The organism is Nocardia sp. CA-120079 (genome assembly GCF_050955745.1).
Taxonomy (GTDB): domain Bacteria; phylum Actinomycetota; class Actinomycetes; order Mycobacteriales; family Mycobacteriaceae; genus Nocardia.
Genome location: NZ_CP192088.1, coordinates 6,551,903 through 6,575,085 on the forward strand (window position 1 = coordinate 6,551,903; position 23,183 = coordinate 6,575,085).

General features: G+C 66.4%; 23 protein-coding genes. 7 read left to right on the forward strand and 16 right to left on the reverse strand.

The genetic code is table 11. The features are described 5' to 3' along the window. Positions 1 to 93: 93 nt before the first annotated feature. From argH to ACQPYR_RS30260, 3 genes are all read right to left on the reverse strand, one after another. On the reverse strand, positions 94 to 1,515 hold the full coding sequence (gene argH, locus ACQPYR_RS30250; protein ID WP_433622315.1) for an argininosuccinate lyase: 1,422 nt from the start codon (positions 1,513 to 1,515) through the stop codon (positions 94 to 96). Next, on the reverse strand, positions 1,512 to 2,417 hold the full coding sequence (locus tag ACQPYR_RS30255) for an SAM-dependent methyltransferase (RefSeq protein ID WP_433622316.1): 906 nt from the start codon (positions 2,415 to 2,417) through the stop codon (positions 1,512 to 1,514). Before ACQPYR_RS30255 ends, argH begins: the two co-directional genes overlap by 4 nt. Positions 2,418 to 2,537: 120 nt before the next feature. Beyond that, positions 2,538 to 3,740 carry an argininosuccinate synthase gene (locus ACQPYR_RS30260; protein ID WP_433622317.1) on the reverse strand — a complete coding sequence of 401 codons (1,203 nt, stop codon included), beginning with the start codon at positions 3,738 to 3,740 and terminating at the stop codon, positions 2,538 to 2,540. Positions 3,741 to 3,992: 252 nt separating this feature from the next. Between ACQPYR_RS30260 and ACQPYR_RS30265 the strand changes: the two genes are divergently transcribed. Continuing rightward, positions 3,993 to 4,145: a hypothetical protein gene (locus tag ACQPYR_RS30265; RefSeq protein ID WP_433622318.1), complete on the forward strand. Its 153-nt coding sequence runs from the start codon at positions 3,993 to 3,995 to the stop codon at positions 4,143 to 4,145. A gap of 127 nt (positions 4,146 to 4,272) precedes the next feature. Here the strand turns inward: ACQPYR_RS30265 and ACQPYR_RS30270 are convergent, their stop codons facing one another. The 7 genes from ACQPYR_RS30270 to ACQPYR_RS30300 all read right to left on the reverse strand — a co-directional run bounded on the left by ACQPYR_RS30270 (position 4,273) and on the right by ACQPYR_RS30300 (position 11,162). Next, positions 4,273 to 4,785 (reverse strand): arginine repressor, encoded by a 513-nt coding sequence (locus tag ACQPYR_RS30270; RefSeq protein ID WP_354953026.1) that lies wholly within the window; start codon positions 4,783 to 4,785, stop codon positions 4,273 to 4,275. Positions 4,786 to 4,906: 121 nt separating this feature from the next. Beyond that, positions 4,907 to 5,845 carry an ornithine carbamoyltransferase gene (gene argF, locus ACQPYR_RS30275; RefSeq protein ID WP_433622319.1) on the reverse strand — a complete coding sequence of 313 codons (939 nt, stop codon included), beginning with the start codon at positions 5,843 to 5,845 and terminating at the stop codon, positions 4,907 to 4,909. Next, positions 5,842 to 7,056 carry an acetylornithine transaminase gene (locus ACQPYR_RS30280; RefSeq protein WP_433622320.1) on the reverse strand — a complete coding sequence of 405 codons (1,215 nt, stop codon included), beginning with the start codon at positions 7,054 to 7,056 and terminating at the stop codon, positions 5,842 to 5,844. The genes argF and ACQPYR_RS30280 overlap by 4 nt, the downstream gene beginning before the upstream one ends. Next, positions 7,053 to 8,009 (reverse strand): acetylglutamate kinase, encoded by a 957-nt coding sequence (argB, locus tag ACQPYR_RS30285; RefSeq protein WP_433622321.1) that lies wholly within the window; start codon positions 8,007 to 8,009, stop codon positions 7,053 to 7,055. Before argB ends, ACQPYR_RS30280 begins: the two co-directional genes overlap by 4 nt. After that, positions 8,006 to 9,223, reverse strand: a complete 1,218-nt coding sequence (gene argJ / locus ACQPYR_RS30290; RefSeq protein WP_433622322.1) for a bifunctional glutamate N-acetyltransferase/amino-acid acetyltransferase ArgJ — start codon at positions 9,221 to 9,223, stop codon at positions 8,006 to 8,008. The genes argB and argJ overlap by 4 nt, the downstream gene beginning before the upstream one ends. Continuing rightward, positions 9,220 to 10,278 carry an N-acetyl-gamma-glutamyl-phosphate reductase gene (gene argC / locus ACQPYR_RS30295; RefSeq protein ID WP_433622323.1) on the reverse strand — a complete coding sequence of 353 codons (1,059 nt, stop codon included), beginning with the start codon at positions 10,276 to 10,278 and terminating at the stop codon, positions 9,220 to 9,222. Before argC ends, argJ begins: the two co-directional genes overlap by 4 nt. A gap of 179 nt (positions 10,279 to 10,457) precedes the next feature. Then, positions 10,458 to 11,162 carry an ArsR/SmtB family transcription factor gene (locus ACQPYR_RS30300; protein ID WP_433622324.1) on the reverse strand — a complete coding sequence of 235 codons (705 nt, stop codon included), beginning with the start codon at positions 11,160 to 11,162 and terminating at the stop codon, positions 10,458 to 10,460. Positions 11,163 to 11,300: 138 nt separating this feature from the next. Here ACQPYR_RS30300 and ACQPYR_RS30305 point away from each other — a divergent pair, with 138 nt between their 5' ends. The 4 genes from ACQPYR_RS30305 to ACQPYR_RS30320 are packed head-to-tail and all read left to right on the forward strand — an operon-like array spanning position 11,301 to position 14,155. Further along, positions 11,301 to 11,870 (forward strand): dihydrofolate reductase family protein, encoded by a 570-nt coding sequence (locus ACQPYR_RS30305; protein ID WP_433622325.1) that lies wholly within the window; start codon positions 11,301 to 11,303, stop codon positions 11,868 to 11,870. A 9-nt stretch (positions 11,871 to 11,879) separates the two neighbouring features. Then, entirely contained in the window at positions 11,880 to 12,221 is a 342-nt protein-coding gene (locus ACQPYR_RS30310; RefSeq protein ID WP_433622326.1) for a YciI family protein, read from the forward strand. 1 nt (position 12,222) lies between these two features. Next, positions 12,223 to 13,443, forward strand: a complete 1,221-nt coding sequence (locus tag ACQPYR_RS30315) for an RNA polymerase sigma factor (RefSeq protein ID WP_433622327.1) — start codon at positions 12,223 to 12,225, stop codon at positions 13,441 to 13,443. Positions 13,444 to 13,468: 25 nt separating this feature from the next. Next, the gene (locus ACQPYR_RS30320) at positions 13,469 to 14,155 is read left to right on the forward strand and encodes an NAD-dependent epimerase/dehydratase family protein (protein WP_433622328.1); all 687 of its coding nucleotides are present in this window, start codon (positions 13,469 to 13,471) and stop codon (positions 14,153 to 14,155) included. A gap of 81 nt (positions 14,156 to 14,236) precedes the next feature. On the opposite strand, the gene ACQPYR_RS30325 is transcribed toward ACQPYR_RS30320, so the two are convergent. Next, positions 14,237 to 14,728, reverse strand: coding sequence for a pyridoxamine 5'-phosphate oxidase family protein (locus ACQPYR_RS30325; protein ID WP_397054906.1), 492 nt, complete (start codon positions 14,726 to 14,728; stop codon positions 14,237 to 14,239). 62 nt (positions 14,729 to 14,790) lie between these two features. On the opposite strand from ACQPYR_RS30325, the gene ACQPYR_RS30330 reads away from it, so the two are divergent. Continuing rightward, the gene (locus ACQPYR_RS30330) at positions 14,791 to 15,771 is read left to right on the forward strand and encodes a helix-turn-helix transcriptional regulator (RefSeq protein ID WP_433622329.1); all 981 of its coding nucleotides are present in this window, start codon (positions 14,791 to 14,793) and stop codon (positions 15,769 to 15,771) included. A 28-nt stretch (positions 15,772 to 15,799) separates the two neighbouring features. On the opposite strand, the gene ACQPYR_RS30335 is transcribed toward ACQPYR_RS30330, so the two are convergent. Continuing rightward, entirely contained in the window at positions 15,800 to 16,957 is a 1,158-nt protein-coding gene (locus ACQPYR_RS30335; protein ID WP_433622330.1) for an epoxide hydrolase family protein, read from the reverse strand. Positions 16,958 to 17,019: 62 nt separating this feature from the next. Between ACQPYR_RS30335 and ACQPYR_RS30340 the strand changes: the two genes are divergently transcribed. Beyond that, entirely contained in the window at positions 17,020 to 17,982 is a 963-nt protein-coding gene (locus ACQPYR_RS30340; protein ID WP_433622331.1) for a helix-turn-helix transcriptional regulator, read from the forward strand. A gap of 210 nt (positions 17,983 to 18,192) precedes the next feature. On the opposite strand, the gene ACQPYR_RS30345 is transcribed toward ACQPYR_RS30340, so the two are convergent. Genes ACQPYR_RS30345 through ACQPYR_RS30360 form a run of 4 tightly spaced genes read right to left on the reverse strand, consistent with a single transcriptional unit; the run spans position 18,193 to position 23,182 of the window. Further along, on the reverse strand, positions 18,193 to 19,644 hold the full coding sequence (locus tag ACQPYR_RS30345) for a GntP family permease (protein ID WP_433622332.1): 1,452 nt from the start codon (positions 19,642 to 19,644) through the stop codon (positions 18,193 to 18,195). Between the two features lie 11 nt (positions 19,645 to 19,655). Further along, positions 19,656 to 20,273, reverse strand: coding sequence for a bifunctional 4-hydroxy-2-oxoglutarate aldolase/2-dehydro-3-deoxy-phosphogluconate aldolase (locus ACQPYR_RS30350; protein ID WP_433622333.1), 618 nt, complete (start codon positions 20,271 to 20,273; stop codon positions 19,656 to 19,658). A gap of 5 nt (positions 20,274 to 20,278) precedes the next feature. After that, a complete protein-coding gene (locus tag ACQPYR_RS30355) occupies positions 20,279 to 21,889 on the reverse strand; it encodes an N-acyl-D-amino-acid deacylase family protein (RefSeq protein WP_433622334.1) in 1,611 nt (536 codons plus the stop codon). A 9-nt stretch (positions 21,890 to 21,898) separates the two neighbouring features. Next, on the reverse strand, positions 21,899 to 23,182 hold the full coding sequence (locus ACQPYR_RS30360; protein WP_433622335.1) for an amino acid deaminase: 1,284 nt from the start codon (positions 23,180 to 23,182) through the stop codon (positions 21,899 to 21,901). Between the last annotated feature and the right edge of the window lies 1 nt (position 23,183).

Below are 23,183 nucleotides of genomic sequence, written 5' to 3' on the forward strand. Positions count from 1 at the left end.
GTTGTCGGACAGCGTCGCTGACCTATCGGCGACCCAACTGCGCGATCCCGGCGATCCCACCATTTCGCGCCCGCGTAAGGGCGTCGAGGGGAGCTACGGGAAGAGGGGGCGCAGGGTGGTGACGGTGTTGCGGATGTCGTCGAGTTGCGCCGTGACCTGCACGCCCGCGGTTCCGCCGCGCGCATTGCGGGATGCGATCGAGCCCTGCACGGTGAGCACTTCGCGGACCTGTGGGGCCAGTGCCGGATCGATGGCGGCGAATTCTTCGTCGGTCAGCTCGTCGAGGCCGACACCGCGCGCCTCGGCGGCGCGCACGCAGCCACCCGCGGCCTCGTGTGCGACGCGGAACGGAACACCCTGGCGGACAAGCCATTCGGCGATATCGGTGGCGAGGGTGAAACCGGCGGGGGCCAGTTCGGCCATGCGGTCGGTGTGGAAGGTGAGCGTCGAGACCAGGCCCGCGATGGCCGGGAGCAGCAGTTCGAGTTGGGCGACCGAGTCGAACAGCGGTTCCTTGTCCTCCTGCAGGTCCCGGTTGTAAGCCAGCGGTTGAGCTTTCAGGGTCGCCAGCAGTCCGGTCAGATTGCCGATGAGGCGGCCTGCCTTGCCGCGGGTGAGTTCGGAGACGTCCGGGTTCTTCTTCTGCGGCATGATCGACGAGCCGGTGGACCAGGCGTCGGCGAGGGTGATGTAGCCGAATTCCGGTGTGCTCCAGATGATCACCTCTTCGGCCATCCGGCTCAGATCGACGCCGATCATGGCGAGCACGAAGGCCGCCTCGGCCGCGAAATCACGCGCGGAAGTGGCATCGATCGAATTCGCCGCGGCGGCATCGAAATCCAGTTCGGCCGCAATGGCTTCCGGATCGAGTCCGAGCGAGGATCCGGCCAGTGCGCCGGAACCATAGGGCGACACCGCCGCCCGCTTGTCGAAGTCGCGCAGCCGATCGATATCGCGCAGCAGCGGATGCGCGTGTGCGAGCAGATGGTGTGCGAGCAGCACCGGCTGCGCGGCCTGCAGATGCGTCTTGCCGGGCATTACCGCGTCCGGATGCGCGGCGGCCTGGGCGACCAACGCGTCGACCACATCGAGGAGTCCGGCGGCGACCCGGCGGGCCGCATCGCGCAGCCACATCCGAAACAGCGTGGCCACCTGGTCATTACGCGAACGCCCGGCCCGGAGTCGACCGCCCAGTTCGGCGCCGACCCGCTCGATCAGCCCGCGCTCCAACGCGCCGTGCACGTCCTCATCGGCCTCGGCGGGGGCGAACGCACCCGAATCCACGTCCGCCGCAAGGCGATCCAGCCCAGACAGCATGGCGGCGAGGTCGCTCTCCGACAGCAGTCCCGCCTTGTGCAGCACGCGCGCGTGCGCCTTCGACGCGCGGATGTCGTAGGGAGCCAGCGCCCAGTCGAAATGGGTCGACTTGCTCAGCGCGGCCATTGCCGCGGCCGGTCCGGACGCGAAACGTCCGCCCCAGAGCGCCCCTTCGTTGGTGCTGCCGCTCTGCGTCATCGTGTGCTGTCTCCTCCGGGTCGTCGGGCGGTGAACAAAATATCGGTCTTCAGGTGGGCAGCGGCCGCGTCGGACACCTCCCGGCCACGGCTGCGCAGCACCTCGGCCGGATCGGCGCGCGACACCGTCCAGCCGTGTTCGGTGAACCAGTCGATCGGATCGCTGCGGCCCTCGTCGGAGTACCACAGTTCGCCGACATCGACCGTCACGTCGACCCCGGCCGCTCGCGCATCCCGCAATGCCTTCGAGTCCGGCGCGGAACCGGATGAGCGGTAGATCGCGATGCGACTGCCCGGTGCACTCGATGCCACGATGTTGTCGAACAGCCGGTCCTGAGCGTCCGCGGGGAGGTAACGCAAGAGGCCTTCGACCAACCATGCGGTCGGCGCGGTCGGATCGAATCCATTGTCGCGCAACGCCGCAGGCCAATCCTGACGCAGATCCACCGCTATCGCGCGGCGGTCTGCCGCGGGCGGAAAATCCGCAAGCGCGCTCTCCTTGAACTCCAGCACCTTCGGCAGATCCAGCTCGAAAACCGTTGTGCCGACTGGCCATTCGAACCGATATGCCCTGGCGTCCAGGCCCGCGGCGGGGATGACGAGCTGCCGGATGCCGTCGGCGGCCGCCTCCTGGACGTAGGCGTCGAGGTAGCAGGTGCGTGCGATGAGGGCCGAGATAATAGGGCCCATCGCCGCTGTCGCGGCCTCCTCGAGATTCGGGATCTCCCCGCGCACGATGCGCGTCCAGGATTCCGAACCGACGGCGGTCACCAGCACTTCGGCGTACGGATCATGGAACAGTGCGTCCGCGCGGCGGCTCTCGGCGGCTCGCATTGCGGCGACGCCGAGGGCGGTGGCGCCCACGCTCGATTCGATATCCCAGCTGTCGTCGTCGGTCCGCATAGCGCTCCTTTCGGGTCGGCGACTCACTGCGCGCCGACCCGATCGAGCCTAGTAGGCGCAGTCGGACGAGGTCCGTCGCTGAATCTCTCGCGCTCGGCCGAGCGAAGGCGCGGCCACCGCCTACTTCTGGTTGAGGTCGCGACGCGCCGCGACCTTGGAGGACAGGCCGTGGATCTGCACGAAGCCCTTGGCGAGGGACTGATCGAAGGTGTCGCCCTCGTCGTAGGTGGCCAGGTTGAAGTCGTAGAGCGACTGCTCGGAGCGGCGACCGTTGACCACGACCGAACCGCCGTGCAGCACCATCCGGATCTCGCCGGTGACGTGCTGCTGGGTCTCGGCGACGAAGGCGTCCAGCGCGCGCTTGAGCGGGGAGAACCAGAGGCCGTCGTAGGCCAGCTCGCCCCAGCGCTGCTCGACCTGCCGCTTGTAGCGGCCCAGTTCGCGCTCGATGGTGACGTTTTCCAGGGCCTGGTGCGCGGTGATCAGCGCGATGGCGCCTGGGGCCTCGTAGATCTCGCGGCTCTTGATGCCGACGAGCCGGTCCTCGACCATATCGAGGCGGCCGACACCCTGGCGGCCCGCACGATGGTTCAGCTCGACGATGGCCTCGAGCACGCTGACCTGGCGGCCGTCGATGGCGACCGGCACACCCTTGTCGAAGGTGACGATGAGTTCGTCGGGCGCCTCGAAGTTGACCGTCGGGTCCGAGGTGTAGTCGTAGACGTCCTTGGTCGGCGCGTTCCAGAGGTCCTCGAGGAAGCCCGTCTCCACCGCGCGACCCCACACGTTCTGGTCGATCGAGAACGGGGACTTCTTGGTGACGTTGATCGGGAGCTGGTTCTCCTCGGCGAAGGCGATGGCCTTCTCCCGGGTCCAGGCGTAGTCGCGGACCGGGGCGATCACATTCAGGTCGGGGGCGAGCGCGCCGATGCCGACCTCGAAGCGGACCTGGTCGTTGCCCTTACCGGTGCAGCCGTGCGCGACGGTGCTCGCGCCGTGGAACTTGGCGGCCTCGACGAGGTGCTTGACGATGAGCGGGCGGCTGATCGCCGAGACCAGCGGGTACTGACCCATGTACATGGCGTTGGCCTGGATGGTCGGCAGGCAGTACTCGTTGGCGAATTCGTCGCGAGCATCGACCACGATCGCCTCGACGGCACCGCAGTCCAGTGCGCGCCGGCGCACCACATTCATGTCCTCGCCGCCCTGGCCCAGATCGATGGCGACCGCCACGACCTCGGCGCCGGTCTCCTTGCCGATCCAGCTGATCGCAACGGAGGTATCGAGCCCACCGGAGTAGGCGAGTACGACGCGCTCGGACATGTCTTTGTGCTCCTCGGTTTCGTGCTTGTCTGCAGGTCGTGCCCGCATCCGCGGGCGGCGGGGCGCGGCGCCCACCGACGCACGCAAATCGCACGTCAGGCGGCCCGCACCGTCATGCAAATGATTATGCATGATGATGCAAGCCCATTCACAACCGGGTCCGAGTTCCACCTTCCCGTAGCACCTTGGCACCCCCTTCCAGCTATGTCACGCTTTATCCGGTAACTATCGGAGCGGGCGAAGGACGGACCCATGCTGCTGCACCTCATAGCAGGCGAATTCAGCACCCTCGGCAACGACGTCCTCGACATCGGCCGCGCACTAGTCGACCTCGTGCAAGACATCATCAACGTCGGCACCCCCAGCAACACCCCGCATGGCGGCGGCCAATACCCCTTCGGCTGACCCTGCAATCGCATCGCGTATGTAGTGGCTACCTCGCATAGGTTGTGTGCCCTATGCGAGGTAGTCACCAGGTATGCGCCACCGATCGCTGTGCCGAGCCGACCGCGCTGAGGATGAGATTCCCGGCTCAGGCGAGTGCCTCGATCTTGGCGGCTAGTTCGGCGCCGGTGAGGGGTTCGCGGGCTATTACGGCGATGGTGTCGTCCCCGGCGATGGTGCCGACGATGAACGGGAGGGCGGCGCGGTCGAGGGCGCTGGCCAGGTAGTGGGCGGCACCTGGCGGGGTGCGCAGGACGGCGATATTGCCGCTGGCATCGGTGGAGACCAAGAGGTCGCCGAGGAGTTTGGAGAGGCGGTCGGTGCCGCCGGTGACGCCGCGGACAGGGCTGCCGTCTTCGGGTACCACGTAGACGCCCGCGCCACCGTCGGCGGCGCGCAATTTCACGGCGCCGAGTTCATCGAGGTCGCGGGACAGGGTGGCCTGAGTGGTTTCGATACCTTCGGCGGCGAGCAGTGCCGCGAGTTCGGTCTGGCTGCGGACCGCGTGCGCCGTCAGCAGTTCGATGATGCGGGATTGGCGGCCGGCGCGGGTTCGAGCGATAGCGGGGGCGGACTTGCCCGCGTCGGGTTGGACTGTCATGGCCGAGCCTCGCTGCCGCGTCTCGCGCCGAGCCGCACGAGCGCCGTGATGAATGGAGGGCTGGTATGGCCACACCGAGCCACCGCCTTCGATCCTGTCACTCCCGCGGCACCACACACACTCACCGCGCCTCACCTCTCTTGGCCAACAACCACACAAGCAGCGCCTTCTGTGCGTGCAGCCGGTTCTCCGCCTCGTCCCACACCACGCTGTGCGGTCCATCGAGCACCTCGTCGGTGATCTCCTCACCGCGATGAGCCGGAAGACAGTGCAGCACAACGACATCCGGCTGTGCCTTGGCGAGCAGATCGTCGTTGAGCTGGAACGGACGGAACGGCCCGACGCGATCGAGGCCGTCGTTCTCCTGTCCCATGGAGGTCCAGGTGTCGGTCACCAGAGCATCGGCACCCGCCGCGGCGGCGACCGGATCGCCGGTCAGGGTGATGGTCGCACCGGTCTCGGCGGCCCGCTTGCGTGCGGCCTCCAGAATCCACGGCAGCGGCTCGAAACCCGTTGGCGCGGCGATGGTTATGTTCACACCCGCGGTCACACCACCGAGCAGCAGCGAGTGCGCCATATTGTTCGCACCGTCACCGAAGTAGGTGAGGCTGCGCCCGACCAGACCGCCCTTGCGCTCGGCGAGGGTCTGCAGATCGGCGAGCACCTGACACGGGTGGAACTCGTTGGACAAAGCGTTGACGATCGGAACCGTTGCGGTTACGGCCATTTCGTCCAGTCGCACCTGTTCGAAGGTACGCCACACGATCGCATCGACATAGCGCGAGAGCACCTTGCCGGTATCACCGAGCGTCTCCTCGCGACCGAGCTGGGTGTCGCGACCGTCGACCACCACCGCGTGCCCGCCGAGCTGCGCGATACCCATTTCGAAGGAGAACCGCGTGCGGGTGGAGTTCTTCTCGAAGATCACCCCGACTCCGCGCGGCCCTTCCAGCGGCCGATGCGCGAATGGATCCTTCTTCAATTCCGCTGCGAGCGCGAGGATTTCGGCTTGCTCGGCAGGCGTGACGTCATCGTCACGCAGAAAGTGCCGGAGTGTCATTTGGCCCCCTTGGCATCCGCGATCGCACCGTCCAGGATCTCGGGCAGATCGCCGACGAAATTGTCGGACTGGGTCTCGGTGAGCACCAGCGGCGGCGCGAGCCGAATGATGTTGGGCTTGGGCGCATTCACCAGATAGCCCGCCTCCCGCGCCCGGTTCTCGACCTCGGCCGAGATATCGTCGGTCAACACGATTCCGAGCAGCAGACCCGCACCACGCACATGGTCGATCAGCGGGTGCTCGAGCAGCTCGATGCCGTCGCTGAGCCGCTTGCCGACGGATTCGACATGGGCGAGCAGATCGGTGTCGTCGATGGTGCGCAGTACCGCCAAAGCCGCTGCGGCACAGACCGCATTGCCGCCGAACGTGGTGCCGTGCAGACCCGGCGTCAGCAGATCGGCGGCCGGTCCGGTGGCCAGCACCGCACCGATCGGCAGCCCGCCGCCGAGCCCCTTGGCCAGCGTGATCACGTCGGGCACTATGCCGAATGCCTGGTGCGCGTAGAACTTTCCGCATCGGCCGATTCCGGTCTGCACCTCGTCGAGAATCAGCAGCGCACCGTGACGCGCGGTGATCTCCCGCGCCTTCACCAGATAGTCGATGGGCGGCACGACAACGCCGCTCTCCCCCATGATCGGTTCGAGGAATACCGCCGCGGTGTCCTCGTCGACGACCGCCTCGAGCGCCGCCGCATCGCCGTAGGGCACATGGACGACACCCGCGGGCATCGGCTCGAACGGCGTCCGCTTGGCGGGCTGTCCGGTGAGCGCGAGCGCGCCCATGGTCCGGCCGTGGAATGCCTCGTCGGTCGCGATGATCTTGTGCCGCCCCGTCAGCCGCGCCATCTTGAACGCCGCCTCATTGGCCTCGGTGCCCGAGTTGCAGAAGAACGCGCGGCCGTGGCCGTCCCCGAATTCACCGTCGCCGAAATGCGCGAGCAGCCGTTCGGCCAGTTCGATGACCGGTTCGTTGGCGTAGATATTCGAGGTATGGCCCAGCGTGCCGAGCTGCTGGGTAACGGCTTCCAGAATCGCCGGGTGGGCGTGGCCCAAGCTGTTGACCGCGATACCGCCGAGGAAGTCGACGTAGCGTCTGCCGTCCGCGTCGTAGACCACCGCGCCCGCGCCGCGCACCAGCGCGACCTTGGGGGTGGTGTAGTTCTTCATCAACGCGGCGGACCACCGCTGTTGCAGCTCTGCTGTTTCGCTCATATTCTCGTTCCGTTCAGTGTGTCCGCCGCGCTCGTCGGGAGCGGGGCGGGCGTCACCATCGTTCCGATTCCTTCTCCGGTGAACAGTTCCAGCAGCACCGAATGTGGGACGCGACCGTCGATGACATGTGCGGTCGGCACCCCGCCCTGCACGGCGCGCAGGCAGGCTTCCATCTTCGGCACCATGCCCGCATCCAGACGCGGGAGCAACTCGGCCAGTTCGGCCGCATCGATGCGCGAGGTCAGCGACGAACGGTCCGGCCAGTCGGTGTAGAGGCCCTCGACGTCGGTCAGGATCACCAGTTTTTCCGCGCCGATGCCTTCGGCGAGTGCGGCGGCGGCGGTGTCGGCATTGATGTTGTGCACCACGCCGTCAGCGTCCGGGGCGATGGTGGAAACCACCGGAATACGCCCCGCGCCGATGAGGTCGAGCACGGCGTCGGCATTCACCTCGGTGACATCGCCGACCAGCCCGATATCGGTGGCTTCGCCGTCGACGTCGACGGTGCGCCGGGTCGCGGTGAACAGGCGCGCGTCCTCACCGGATATGCCGACCGCGTACGGACCGTGCGCATTGATCAGCCCGACCAGTTCCCGGCCGACCTGACCGAACAGCACCATCCGCACCACATCCATCACCTCGGGTGTGGTGACCCGGAAGCCGCCGCGGAATTCACCTTCCAGCCCGAGCTTTTTCAGCATCGCGCTGATCTGCGGTCCACCGCCGTGCACCACCACCGGGTGCACACCGACGGTGCGCAGGAACGTCATATCGGCGGCGAAGGCCTGTTTGAGCTCCGCATCGATCATCGCATTGCCGCCGTATTTGACAACTACGATCTTGTCGCGGAACTTCTGCAGCCACGGCAATGCGTCGGCGAGGACGTGCGCCTTGTCCAACGCCGAAAGTTCCCGCACCGCATCGCTGGTCGTGTTGATTGTTCGCTCGCTCATGAGCTGTAGGCCGAATTCTCTTCGACATAGCCGTGCGACAGGTCGGTGGTGCGCACGGTGGCGGTGCCGTCACCGACATTCAGTTCGATCCGCACCTCGATATCGGCGCCGGACAGGTCGACCTCGCGCGCGCCCGGCGCGCCGACGCTGTCGACGCAGACCGGATTTCCGTTGAACGACACCGAGATCCGGTTCGGATCCAGGGTGACCGGTGCGATGCCGACGGCGGCGAGCACCCGGCCCCAGTTCGGGTCGGAACCGAAGAGCGCCGTCTTGACCAGACTGTCGCGGGCGACGGCGCGCGCCGCGACCAGCGCCTCGTCCTCGGAGACCGCACCGGCGACGGTGATCTGCACGCGCTTGGTCACGCCCTCGGCGTCGGCCATCAGCTGGGCGGCCAGATCGTCACAGACTGCGAGCACCGCCGCGTCGAGGTCCTCCTGCGACGGCGTGACCTCGCTCGCCCCGTTGGCGAGCAGCAGCACGGTGTCATTGGTGGAGCAGGAGCCGTCGACATCGAGCCGGTCGAAGGTGAGCCGAGTCGCGTTGCGCAGTGCGCGATCCAGTTGTTCGGCAGTTGCGGCGGCATCGGTGGTGAGCACTACCAGCATGGTCGCCAGCGATGGGGCGAGCATGCCCGCACCCTTGGCCATGCCGCCGACATTCCACTTGTCGCGGTGGTGGAAGGCCGTTTCCTTGGGCACGGTGTCGGTGGTCATGATCGCGTATGCCGCGTCGAGACCGCCGGACAGCCCGCCGCCCATTTCGTGCACGATCTCGGTGACGGCCGGAACCACCTTGTCCATCGGCAGCCGGTCGCCGATCAAACCCGTTGAGCAGACGGCGATTTCGCCCGCGCCGGTCTCGGTGCCCCAATTGCTCAGTGCCTTGGCCAATTCCTCGGCGGTCTGGTGGGTGTCCTGGAATCCGCCCGGACCGGTACACGCATTGGCTCCACCGGAATTCAGGATCACCGCACGCAGACGACCGGCGGTGAGCACCTGCTGCGACCACAGCACCGGTGCGGCCTTCACCTGGTTGCGCGTGAACACGCCCGCGGCCGCGTATTCCGGGCCCTCGTTGAATACCAGTGCCAGATCGGGTTTTCCGCTGGCCTTGATGCCTGCGGCGATGCCCGCCGCCCGGAAGCCGAGCGGAGCGGTCACGCCCTGGCTCCGGACCAGCTTGCCGGCCGGAGTTTCGATCGTCGTCACGGTGCCACTCCTACGGTGGAAAGTCCTGCCGTCTCGTCGAATCCGACGGCCAGATTCATGGATTGGACCGCGGCACCCGCGGTGCCCTTGGTCAGGTTGTCGATCGCGCCGATCACCACGAGCAGTCCGGCATCGGCATCCACCGCGACCTGGAGGGTCACGGCATTGGAGCCGAGCACCGAACCCGTCTGCGGCAGTGTGCCTTCCGGCAGCAGCTGCACGAATGGTTCGTCGGCGTAAGCCTTTTCATAGATCGCGCGAGCCTGGTCGGCGTCGACTCGGGTCGGAGCCGTGCAGGTCGCGAGGATGCCACGCGGCATCGGCGCCAGCACCGGGGTGAACGAGACGGCGACCTCGGTGCCACCGGCGGCCTGCAGGTTCTGCGCGATCTCCGGGGTGTGCCGGTGCGCGCCCGCGATGCCGTAGGCCCGCACCGAACCCATCACCTCGGACCCGAGCAGGCCGATGTCGAGTTTGCGGCCCGCACCCGAAGTGCCGCTCACCGCAACAACATTCACCTTCGGTTCGATGATTCCGGCCGCGATCGCCGGTGCCAGCGCGAGGCTGGCGACCGTGGGATAGCAGCCGGGCACGGCGATCCGGTGCGCGCCGCGCAGGCGCTCGCGCCCGCCCGGCAGCTCAGGTAGGCCGTACGGCCAACTGCCCGCATGGGTGGTGCCGTAGTACTTCTCCCAGGCCACCGCATCGGTCAGCCGGAAGTCGGCGCCGCAGTCGATGATCACGGTCGACTCCGGCAGCTGCTCGGCGATGGCCGCGGACTGACCGTGCGGCAGGCCGAGGAAGACGATGTCGTGACCGGCCAGCTCATCGAGCGTGGTCGGCGCGAGCACGCGATCGGCGAGCGGCAGCAGATGCGGCTGCAGCTCCCCCAGCGTGCTGCCCGCATTGGATCCAGCGGTCAGCGCCCCGATGACGAGGCGCCCGTCGCGGTAGGCCGGATGACCGAGCAATAGGCGCAGCACTTCACCGCCGGCGTATCCACTGGCACCGGCCACAGCAACCCGCAACACTGGGTTACTCGACGAATCAACCATGTGATGATTATGCACGATTATGCAAGCCCATTCATGAACGGGGTCCTGCTCTACCTATCCTGGCCCACGTCACCAGGCGGTTCCGCATCGCTCGGGCAGTGATACCCGGGAAGGTTGCGGGTCAATCGCGTCGAAGAGATTCGGCACTCGATCGATCCTGCGCGAAAACGGGCGCAGTGTCAGCCGACTGTTGCGGGATCGATACCGAGCGCCTCACGCAGACCGATCTCACCCTTCTGGGTCAGGCGCATAGCGCGGCCGGATCCGACGCGTCGCACCCAATCCAGTGCCTGCAGTCGGCGGCACAGCTGTGCGCCCGCGGCACCGCCGAGATGAGTGCGGCGTTCGGTCCAGTCGAGGCAGGGGCGGGCAATCGGGCGGCGCGTCCGCAGTGTGTCCGCCTCGACGCCCATCGGCCCCGTCAGCCATGCCAAACCCGCCTCGGTGAGGGCGAACCCGCCGTCGTCATCGAGCAGTTCGCGCTCGGTCATGGCAGCGGCGATCGCGACGCCGAGTCGGCCCGCGAGGTGGTCGTAGCAGGTTCTGCCACGAGCCAGGGCCGCCGCCGCGGTGGACGCGCGCAGCGTCGTGGGTTCCGGGTGCCCCGGTTCCAGATGGGCGATCATGGTCTCCAATAGCTCGGCGACCTGCGGGCTCGCCAGCTGCACGTAGCGGTGCCTGCCCTGACGGCGTTCGATGAGCAGACCGCCGTCGAACAGCCGGTTCAGGTGCTCGGTCGCGGTGGACGGCGCGACTCCGGCGTGACGGGCCAGCTCACCCGCCGTCCAGGCGCGACCGTCGACCAGGGCCAGGCACATATCGGCCCGGGTGCGGTCGGCCAGCAGGGTGGCCAGTGCGGCCAGTTCGGCTCCTCGGATTTGCACCACACCATGATCGCGCCGGGATATTTCGGCGTGCACCGAAATATCCGACCGATTTCTGTCCGCGATGTCGATTCGCCGCAGGGCCGTTCGTGTAGGTAGTGAAGCCGGTCACCGACCGGCCAACGGAAAGGACTCCCCATGAGCAAGATCATCGCGGTCGAGCACCTCACCCTGGACGGCGTCATGCAGTCCCCCGGCGGGGCCGATGAGGACACCCGGGACGGCTTTCTACACGGCGGCTGGGCGCATCGCCACGACGACCCCGTGCAGGCCAGGGTGTTGGGCGAGCATATGGCGACCCATCACGGTGCGCTGTTGCTCGGACGGCGGACCTACCAGCAGTTCTACAGCTTCTGGCCGCACCAAACCGACAATCCGTACACCGAGGTGCTGAACAAGACCGAGAAGTTCGTCGCGTCCCGGACGTTGACCGATCCGTTGCCTTGGGAGAACTCCACACTGCTCGGCGGCGATGTCGTCGCCGCGGTACGCGAACTGCGGCAGGATCTGGTAGTACTCGGCAGCGGCGATCTGCTGCAAACGTTGATGCGCAACGATCTCGTCGACGATTATCTATTGCTGATCCATCCGATCGTGGTCGGCGGCGGGCGGCGGCTGTTCGATGGCACGGACCTCGGCGAACTGCGACTCGCCGATAGCGTGACCACTCCCACCGGCGTAGTGATCGCCACCTACCAGCGGGGATGAGGACGAGCCGTGCAGCAGTATCTACTCAGCATCTATCAGCCCGAAGGCAGTGCGCCGCCGGACGATCTCGACGAGATCATGCGCGATCTGTACGCGCTGAACGACGAGATCCGGGCCGCTGGCGCTTGGGTTTTCGCCGCGGGACTACATGCGCCGAGTACCGCGACTGTGCTGCGCGCCCAGGGCAACGATGTGCTCGTCACCGACGGTCCGTATGTCGAAAGTAAGGAGTACATAGGCGGATTCACCGTCATCCGGGCAGCCGATCTGGACGAGGCGCTCGACTGGGGCAAGAAGATGGCCGCCGTACTCACCTTGCCGATCGAGGTACGGCCGGTGGCCGATCACTGAGATGGTCACCGATGCCGCGATCGCCGCCGTATTCACCGAACACTACGGTCGGGCGGTCGCCAGCCTGATCCGCGTCTTCGGCGATATCACCATCGCCGAGGACGCGGTGCAGGACGCGTTCACCGCCGCCGTACAACGCTGGCCGACCGACGGACTCCCGCCGAGCCCGCCGGGCTGGATAATCACCACTGCGCGCAACCGAGCCATCGATCGCTTGCGGCGCGAAGCATCTCGCGACGACCGCCATGCCGAGGCCGCACTTCTGCACGCCGACAACGAACCCGACGATATGACCGCCGTCGAGGATGACCGCCTCCGCCTGATCTTCACCTGCTGCCACCCGGCTCTATCACTGAATGCCCAAGTGGCACTGACATTGCGGCTGCTCGGTGGCCTCACCACACCCGAAATCGCCCACGCCTTCCTGACTTCCGAATCGACCATGGCGCAACGGCTCGTCCGCGCCAAGGGCAAGATCCGCGACGCCCGCATCCCCTATCGAGTCCCGCGCGACGCCGACCTGCCCGCCCGCCTGCGCGCGGTCTCGGCCGTCATCTACCTGATCTTCACCGAGGGCCATACCGCCACCTCCGGAGATCAGCTGGTTCGGACCGACCTGTGTGCCGAGGCAATCCGATTGGGGCGCTTACTCATCGAGCTGATGCCCGACGAGCCGGAGGTACACGGACTGCTCGCGCTGATGCTGCTCACCGAATCGCGTCGAGCCGCTCGCACCGCCCCGGACGGATCGCTCGTGCCGCTGCCCGACCAAGACCGCAACCGTTGGGACCGCACCCTCATCGCCGAGGGACATGCCCTCGTCCGAGAGTGCTTGCGCCGCAACAAACCCGGCCCCTACCAGATCCAAGCCGCAATCAACGCCGTACACGCCGACGCCCCCGATCCGGAATCCACCGACTGGCAACAAATCCTGCAGCTCTACGACCAATTGGCCGCCATAGCACCGAGTCCAATGGTGGCGCTGAACCGCGCCGTCGCGGTCGGTGAAGTCGAGGGTCCTGATGCGGCGCTCACGCTGCTCGCTGAGATCGATCTACCGAATCACCACCTGTTTCACGCGATCCGCGCCGACCTCCTACGGCGACTCGGCCGCACCGCAGAGGCAGTTCAGGCCTACGAAGCCGCCATCGCCCACACGGAAAACACCGCAGAACAGACCTTTCTGCGGCGGCGCAGGGATGAGCTCGCCGCAGCCAACTGATGCCCAGGCGTTGCGCTAGACTCGAATGGTGCCTGATGCACTGATCGTGGGTGGGTCCGGCGTGATCGGACGCGCTATCGCATTGCGGATGGCGGCTGCCGGCTGGCAGGTGCGAGTGACGGGACGTATCCGCCTCCCCGTCGAACTCCGAACGGCCGGTGTGAGTTTCATCTCCGGAGATCGCGCCGACATGCAGCGAGAGTCGGCCGCCGGAGTAGATCTCCTCGTCGACTGCGCCTGCTACACCGCCGACCACGCTCGAGCCCTGGTGGAACTAGCGGCGGAAGCCGGTTCGACGGTATTGCTGTCCAGCAAGGCGGTATACATCGATCCCGCTGGCAACCACGCGAATTCGGATGTCGAGCCTCGATTCGACGGCCCACTACCCGAATCCGCACCGACAGTGGCGCCTGGCCATATCGACTACAACTCCCGCGTCGGCTACGCAGCGAACAAGGTTGCCGCAGAGCAGGTCTCGCTCGACAGCGGCCGCCCCATCACTGTGCTCAGACCATCGCGCGTCCACGGAGTGGGCAACCGTCGTCCACGCGAATGGGTCTTCGTGAAGCGAATCCTCGATGGGCGCCGCTCGGTCCTGCTGCGCCGAGTTCTTGGCCGGGCGGTGATCCGCGTCGAAGCTCTCCGCGCGGGAGGCCCGCCGAAGCGACTTCTCATCGGATCACACCCGCACGGGCGGTCGAACGGCGAGTGACGAGCCCATGAAAGCGCACCGTCTGATCCGGCGGTGATCACTGCCGAACTGCCTCAGCTGATCACCGCCGACCAGCCGCTCTCAGTGCTTGCGCACCACTCGCTCCCCCTGCCCGGGCTTCCAGATGGTGATGTCCAGGTGATCGTCGGTGACCTCGACAGTGGAGGCACTGGTCAGGTCCGCAGTGTAGAAGTGGTCGAACTCTTGGCCGCGGATGTCGAAGCCGGTTTCGTCGAACAGTTGCTGGGCGAAGCGGGCGTGGACTTCCTTGTCCGGGAGGTCGATGACGGTGCCGAAGAGTTTTGCGTCACCGTCGCCGACTTGGGTGTCGACGGTTGCGGTGTGCAGGCAGAAGCGCGGGTCGCGGGCGAGGTCCTTGAATTTGGTGGTGTTCGGCATGCCCGCGATTACCAGCATGCCCTCGAAGATCCGCGGTTCTATGGGGCTGATGCGGGGGAAGCCGTCGGAGCGCAGGGTGCCGAGCATGCAGAGATTGCCGGTGGCCTGGTGCCGACGAGTGAAGACGGTGGCGATGCGCGGGGCTTCTTCGGTGAACTGGCTCCATGTGGTCATGGGGTCGACGGTACGAGCAAAACCTGACATCTTCTGTCAGGTTTTATGGCTAATCTCGAATCATGCGAGCGAGTCGACTGGTGCAGCTGTTGTTGCTGCTCCAAACCCGCGGCCGGACCACCGGGCCGGAGCTGGCGCGCGAGCTGGAGGTGTCGGTGCGCACGGTGTATCGCGATATCGAGGCGCTTTCCGCCGCGGGCGTGCCGATCTACAGCGAACCTGGCCGGACGGGCGGCGTGCGGCTCGTCGACGGGTACCGCACCCGGTTGACCGGTCTCACCACCGAGGAAGCCGATGCGGTACTGCTGGCCGGACAACCCGCGGCCGCTGCCGATCTCGGACTCGGCACGGTATTGGCGACCGCGCAGCTCAAAGTGCTCGCCGCACTGCCGCCTGAATTGCGTGGCCGGGCAACACGAATCGCGGAACGCGTCCATGTGGACGCGCCGGGCTGGTTCCATCGCCCCGACGAAACACCAACGCTCGCAGTGGTTGCCGACGCCTTGTGGCACGACAGACGACTTGATATCCGGTATCGGCGCAAGGATCGAGCCGTCGAACGCCGCTTGGATCCACTCGGCCTCGTATTGAAAGCCGGGACTTGGTATCTCGTCGCAAGCGACGGGTCAGCCATCCGCTCCTATCGGGTCAGCCGGATCACCTCGGCCGAGCAGATCGGCGAATCCTTCACGCGGCCAGACGATTTCGACCTCGCCGAGCATTGGTCGGAGTCCGCCGATGATTTCGCCCGATCGATGCTGCGAGTGCGGGCCCGCTGCCGGGTCGCGGCCGCCCAGCTGCGCCTGCTCCGGCTGATGAACGAGCCAGCCGCGGTCGCCGAGGCGATGGCATCGGCCACCGAACCGGATGCCGAGGGCTGGGTCGAAGTGACCATTCCCTCGGAGTCCTATGAGGTTCTGGCGGGGGCGATCCTGCCGCTCGGCGAATTCTGCGAGGTTCTCGACCCTCCGGAATTCCGCGACCGGCTCGCCGCGACGGCTTTCGCCATGGCCGAACGCTACCGAGGCCCGCACGCGCCCTGACCTTGCGCAAGCCACACCCACACAATGCTCAGCGCAGCGAGCGGAAGAATGCGCGCACATCGTCGGTCAGCAGGTCCGGTGCTTCCATCGCGGCGAAGTGACCACCCCGGCCGTACTCCGTCCAGCGCACGATGTGGTGCTGCTGCTCCGCGAGTACGCGAATGGAATTGTCACCGGCGAATACGGCGGCCGCAGTCGGCACGCCGGGATTCCGCGCAGGCATCCCCCATGAGTCCCCCTCCCCGTACAGCCGGATCGATGAGACGAAGGTTTTGGTAAACCAATAGAGGCTGACATTCGTCAGCAGCGCGTCGCGATCCACCGCCTCGTCGGGCAACTCGAGCGTGGGATTGCTCCAGCGCTGAAAGAGATCCACGATCCAGGTCAGCAGCCCGGCGGGTGAATCGTGCATGCCGATCGCCAGGGTTTGCGGACGCCCCGCCTGCACCATCGCATAGCCGAAGCGCGTATAGCTTTCGCTACCGGTGAGTTTGTCCAGCTTCGCCCGATCCTGCGGGCTGTATTCCGGTTCCGTACCGTCAGCGCTCCAGGACGGCAGCGTGATCGGCCCGTTCACATGGATGCCGAGCACATGGTCGGTGGCGATCCGTCCCAATTCGGTCGAGACGAAGAAGCCCGCGTCGCCGCCCTGCGCCCCGTACCGGTCGTAGCCGAGCCGTGCCATCAACTTGGCCACCACCTGCGCGAACTGTTCGGTCGAGCCGTCCCCGACCTTCGGACCGGGCTCCGAGAAGGCGAATCCGGGCAACGACGGGATGACCAGATGGAACGCATCGACTGGATCACCGCCGTGCGCCCGCGGATCGCTCAAAGGTCCGATCACATCGAGGAATTCGATGAACGAGCCGGGCCAGCCGTGGCTCAGTACCAGCGGCACGGCATCGGGTTCGGGTGAGCGGATGTGCAGGAAGTGCACCTGCCGCCCGTCGATATCGGTGATGAATTGCGGCAGCTCGTTCAGCCGCGCTTCGACTGCGCGCCAATCGTATTCGGACCGCCAGTAATCGGCGAGGCCTTTCATATACGAGATCGACGCGCCCTTATCCCAACCGCCGCCCGGGATTTCATCCGGCCACAAGGTATTCGCCAGCCGGGCGTGCAGATCGTCGATCTGGGCCTGCGGGATCTCGATGCGGAAGGGGCGGATGTCCTGTTCGGGGTTCATGAAAGCGACGGTACTACTCCCTTAGGACAGGAACGTTCCTAAGCATCTGACATGCTGGATTCGTGTTGGAAACCTCGGCGCGCCTGCTCAAACTGCTCGCCCTGCTGCAGACCCACCGCGACTGGACCGGAACCGAACTCGCCGAACGACTCGGCGTCACCGGCCGCACAGTCCGCCGCGACGTGGATCGGCTGCGCGCACTCGGCTACCCGGTGCACGCCACCCAGGGCGCCGCGGGCTATCGACTCGGCGCCGGGGCGGCGCTTCCGCCGCTGCTGCTCGACGACGAGGAGGCCGTTGCGGTGGCGGTCGGGCTGCGCAGCGCCTCCGACGGCACCGTCGCGGGCATCGAGGAGGCATCGCTGCGCGCGCTCACCAAACTCGAACAGGTGCTGCCGCCGCGGCTGCGCCACCGGGTCCGCACGCTGCGTGGGGCGACGGTCCGGGTCGGGACACCGGACGCAACCGTGGAACCCGACACTTTGATGGCCGTCGCCGAGGCCTGCCAACGGCACGAGCGCTTGCGCTTCGACTATCGCGCACACAGCGGTGCCACCACCCGTCGCACGGTGGAGCCGCACAGCCTGGTGCACTTCAGCAGGCGCTGGTACCTCGTTGCCTGGGATGTCGATCGCGGTGACTGGCGTACCTTCCGAGCCGACCGCATCGCGCCACGAACCCCCACCGGCCCGCGTTTCACGCCACGGGAACTTCCGGAAGGCGATGTCGCGGTCCACCTTTCGCTACGACTGTCTTCGAGAGCCTGGCCTTACCAAGCAATTGCCTTGCTGCACAGGTCCGCCGAAGACGCCGCACCGCATGTCTGGCCCGGTATGGGCGTTATCGAAGCCGTCGATGACCACACCTGCCAACTGCACGTCGGCGCGGATACTCCGGAGGCACTGGTCTGGATGATCACCTCGGTCGATATCGACTTCACATTGCTCAACGGCCCACCCGAACTCGTCACAGCCGTCCGCGCCCAAGCCACCCGCTGCACAGCCGCCCTCCGCAACTTCCACTGAACCGCGCTCTGCGACTTCGATCGAGCACCTAAGCTTCGACAGCGCCGACGACGGCACCGAGTCGCATGGCCGCGTTCCGCACTGCAACCTCCAGTGAGCGACTCGAAGAACATGATGGAGGTCGACCCGGAAGACAACCGAGCCGCACGAATCATCCAGCCCGGCACCGGGATTCGATCGCGATGCCGGGCTGAAGCCAGCTGCCCGAGTTCAGCTGACAATCGCGAACAGCACCGCCGCGACCGCGAAACTGACCACCGAGAGCACGGTTTCGAGCACCGTCCAGGTCTGCAGTGTCTGCTTCACCGTCAGGTTGAAGTACTTCGAGATGATCCAGAAGCCACCGTCGTTCACATGGCTGAGAATGATCGACCCCGCCGCGATCGCCATGGCGATGAGCGCGATGGCCATCTGCGAGTACCCGTGCCCGGTGACCAGCGGCGCGACAATGCCGCCGGTGGTCACGATGGCGACGGTCGCCGAGCCCTGAGCGATGCGCAGACCGCAGCTGATGATGTACGCGAGGACGATCACCGGCAGACCGGCGGCCGACATGGTATCGGCGAGGGCGGTCCCGATGCCGGTTGCGGAGATGACCTTTCCGAAGAACGCACCCGCACCGACCACCAGCAAGAGCATGCCGACCGGCTTCAGCGATTCCGCGGTGAGCGTACTGAGCTCCTGCACACTGGAACCGCGCCGCACACCGAGCAGATAGAAGGCGACGAGCACCGCGATCAACAGCGCCACGGCCGGTGTGCCGAGGAAGGTGAGCACCTGCAGCAGCCGCGAATCCTTGTCCAGCCATTGGCTGCCGAAGGTCGCACCGAGGATGAGCACCAGCGGAATCGCGATGATGCCGCCGATGAGCCCGACCGCCGGCGGGCGGATCTCGGTGCGTACGGCCTCCGGATCTGTCGCGGTGCCAGGACCTTCGCCCTTCACCGCAGTCTCGGCCTCCGGCCGCACCAAGAACTCGGCAGGCACCTCGACCTGTACCCGCTTGCCGATGTAGGTGCCCCACACGATGCCCGCGGCGATGAATCCCGGTATGCCGCAGACGAATCCCATGATGATCAGCCATCCCAGGCTCACCCCGAGCAGTCCACCCAGTGCCACCGGACCTGGATGCGGCGGCAGAAACGCGTGGGTCATGGACAGACCCGCCAACATCGGCATGGCGTACAGCACCAGCGATCGCCCACCGCGCTTGGCGGCCACATAGATCAGCGGTGCGAGCACGAAGATGCCGATATCGAAGAAGACCGGGATGCCGAAGATGAGCCCGAGCAGACCCATGGCGACCGGTGCGCCCCTCTCACCGAAGATGCTCAGCAACTTGCCGGTCAGAACATCCGCACCACCGGAACGTTCGAGAATCGCACCGAGCACCGTGCCGAGGCCGATGATGACCGCGATATGCCCGAGAATGCCGCCGAAACCGGTCTCCAGCAGCGAATCACCGGGCTTGATCGCCGAACCGACGATCTTCGACACCGGCAGTCCGGCGGCGAGCGCCAGCCCGAGCCCGGTGAGCAGCAGCGCGATGAACGGCTCCAGCTTGACCTTGATAATGGCGAACAGCAGTACGGCAATCGCGAGACCGCACAGCACCAGCAATCCGGGTGTGGTGGTGCGCAGCCAGTCGACAGTGGTGCCCATGTGGGTACCTCTCAATTCATGGATCGAACGAATGACGCCGCGCGCGAGGCGATTTCGGACCATCGGCCCGCGGCGACGTCGGATGGGGCCACGACATCGGTACCCGCGGTCACGGCCACGGCTCCGTTGGCGAGGAATTCGGCGGCATTGCCCGCATTGACGCCCCCGGAGGGAATGAGCGCCACATCGGGGAAGGGACCGCGCAGGTCTTTCAAATAGCCGGGACCGAGCGCCCTGGCGGGGAAGATCTTCACCGCGGCGGCGCCGAGGTCGAGTGCGGTGAGCACCTCGGTGGGCGTGAAAGCGCCCATGACGACCGGAATGTCGCGTTCGGCCGCGACTGCCGCGACCTCCGCGCGCACACCGGGTGTGACGAGGAACCGTGCACCGTTGTCGATCGCGGCCGCGGCCTGATCGGCATGCAGTACGGTTCCGACACCGACGACAGCATCGGGAACTGTTGCGGCGATACGCAGGTGATCGAGCACGCCAGGCGTTGTGAAGGTGAGCTCCAAGGTGCGAATCCCGGAGCGCGCCAGCGCATCCGCGAGCGCCAATGGATCCGGAATCTCCGGCGCCCGCACCACAGTCAGCACGCGGTCGGCGCGCATGACTTCCAGAGCGCTCATGGCGTTCAATATGTCTCCTTCCGCGTGGCATCCATGCGCAGCGCGCGTCCGGCGAGCTTGCCGGTGGGCGCACCGTTCTCGATAGCGAATTCACCGTTGACCAGCACGTGCCGAATGCCGCGCGCCTGCTGCTTCGGGTTGTCGAAGGTCGCGGTATCAGTGATCGTCGATGGGTCGAACAGCACGAGATCGGCTGCGTACCCGGTGAATACGTGTCCACGGTCGCTCAGTCGCAGGCGCTCCGCGGGCCGTCCCGTGAGGTGGTGCACACACTCCTCCAGCCCGAGCACTCCGAGGTCGCGGACGTAATGGCCCAGATAGCGCGGGAAGGTGCCCCAGGCGCGCGGATGCGGCCGATCACCGACGAGCAGTGCGTCACTGCCGCCCATATGCACCGGGTGCACCATGATCGCGCGCACGTTCTCCTCGTGCCCGACGTGCTGCAGAATGGTGGTGGCCAACTGATCTCTGCGCAGCAGGTCGAAGAACACCGCGACCGGTGCGCGATCGGTATCGGTCGCGATTTCCGCGATGGTCTTACCGACGTACTCCCCCAGCTCCGCACTGGCGACACCGCTGATTTGAATGGTCTCCCATTCGACCGTGACGCCGTGGCAGCCGTCGGAACCGTTCACGTTCACGTCCAACGTGATTCGCGCGCGCATCTCGGGATCATCGATGCGAGCCAATGCCGCATCCGGGCCACCGGACATCGCCCAGCTCGGCAGCAGTGCCGAAAGTGTCGTGGAGCCGGGGAGGTACGGATACGTGTCGAGGGTGATATCGCACCCTTCGGCTCGGGCGGCATCTATCAGCGCCAGCAATTCCGGTGCGCGTCCGCGGTTCACACCGAAGTTCATGGTCGCGTGGGTGAGATGCAGTGCGCAGCCGGTGCTGCGAGCCAGTCCGATCATCTCGGCGTATGCCGCCAACGCGCCTTTACCGTAGGAGCGCGTATGCGGCGCATAGAACCCGCCGTATTCGGCGACGATCTCGCACAGCGCCGCCAATTCCCCGGTGTCCGCATACATTCCGGGCGTATATGTGAGCCCACTCGACATACCGACCGCCCCCTCGCGCAGCCCCTGTGCGAGCAGGTCCCGCATCCGCCGGATCTCCGCCACCGTCGCTGGGCGCTGCTCGCTACCGACGACCAGCAGCCGCAGCGTGCCCTGCGGTACGAGGTACGCGGCGTTCGGTGTTATGCCCTGATCGAGCCGGTGCAGATACTCCGCGACCGTGCGCCAGGAGAAGTCCAGATCGGTGGGATTGCCGTTCCATCCCGCGATCTGACGCCGCAACACCGCCAGCGTGGTGTCATCGATCGGTGCATACGAGAGCCCGTCCTGTCCGATGACCTCGGTGGTGACACCCTGGCTGATCTTCGGGAAATGGCCGGGCTCGGTGAGCAGATGCAGATCGGAGTGCGCGTGCATATCGATGAAGCCGGGGGTGAGCACCGAACCAGGCGCGTCGATGAACCGGGCCGCATCGATGATCGTTCGCGGGTCGGCGATAGTGCTGATCCGTCCCCGATCGATGCCGACATCGGCGCGGAAGCGTGATGCTCCCGTGCCGTCTATGACATCGATATCGCGAAACACTAAGTCCGTCATGGTTACTCGTCAGAAGAAGGTGTGAACGAGGTCGACAACACGTGGCCGCTCCGCATCGGCGTCATCAATGACCGGGATCAGCCGCCACTTGTCGAACGCGGTGCACGGATGCGACAGACCGAGCCGCACCACACTGCCGACCGGTAGGTCACCGGCGGCGCCGCCCGGCAGCCGGAGGAACGTGTGCTGATCATTGAGCGCACTGACATGTGCCGCCGGATTCAACGAACCTTCCGGTCCCGCAACGAATTGCGGGACCGGAAGCCCCTCATCGAATGGCAGATCGCGCTTACCGGCGTCCAGCAGCGCGAGTTCTGCCTCGGGTCGCGAAACGGTCCGCGCCCAGCCGTGCATCGCCGAGCGCAGCGGTCGTTCGCTGCGTGGCGCGGCGAGCGGCGAAATGCCCGCATAGAAGCCGTCGTCGTGAATGATGTACGCACCGGAGCGCAGTACCACGGTGGTCGCAACGCCTTGCTCGTCGGCGAGTCCGGCCAGACATTCGACGACCAGATCCGGATAGGCGCTGCCGCCCGCGGTGACGATCGCGCCTTCCGGATAGCGTCCGGCCGCGGCGAGTTCGCGATGCAGGCGGGCGATTTCGTCCAGATAGCGCCGGACGGCGGCGATCCCGTCCGGGGTGCGATCGTGAGCGAGCGCACCCTCATAACCGCCGACTCCGGCCAGCGTCAGTCGCTCGGCGCGGCCGACTGCTTCGGCAATCGCATGCGCCTGTTCGACCGTGCGTGCCCCCGTACGCCCATGCGGCCCACCGAGTTCGACGATCACCCGAATTCGCACATCACCGGTCAGGTGCTGCTCCATCAGCGCGACGGTCTCGACGCTGTCGACCCAGCAGAAGAATTCGAACTCCGGATCCCGCACCGATTCTGCGGCGACCCAGCGCAATCCGACCGGATCGACGAGTGCATTGGCCAGCACGATCCGTCCGACGCCGAACGACCGGGCCACCTGTACCTGCCACACGGTGGCGAAGGTGATCCCCCAGCACCCGGCGGCCAACTGCTGCGCCCACAGCTGCGGGGCCATGGTGGTCTTCCCGTGCGGCGCCAGGCGCACACCCGCAGCCGCGGCCCAGTCGGCCATCACCGCGACATTCGCCGCGACGGCGGCGCGGTCGACGGTCAATACCGGGGTTTCGAACTCGTCCAGGTGTGGCGCGGAGTCCAGAAAGTCGCGAACCGTGCGGCCCCACGCCGCGGGCGGCAGGCCCTTGTGCTCGGGTCCGAGCGTCCGATCCGCCAGTGCGGCAACGGCTTTCTCATCGATAGCCATG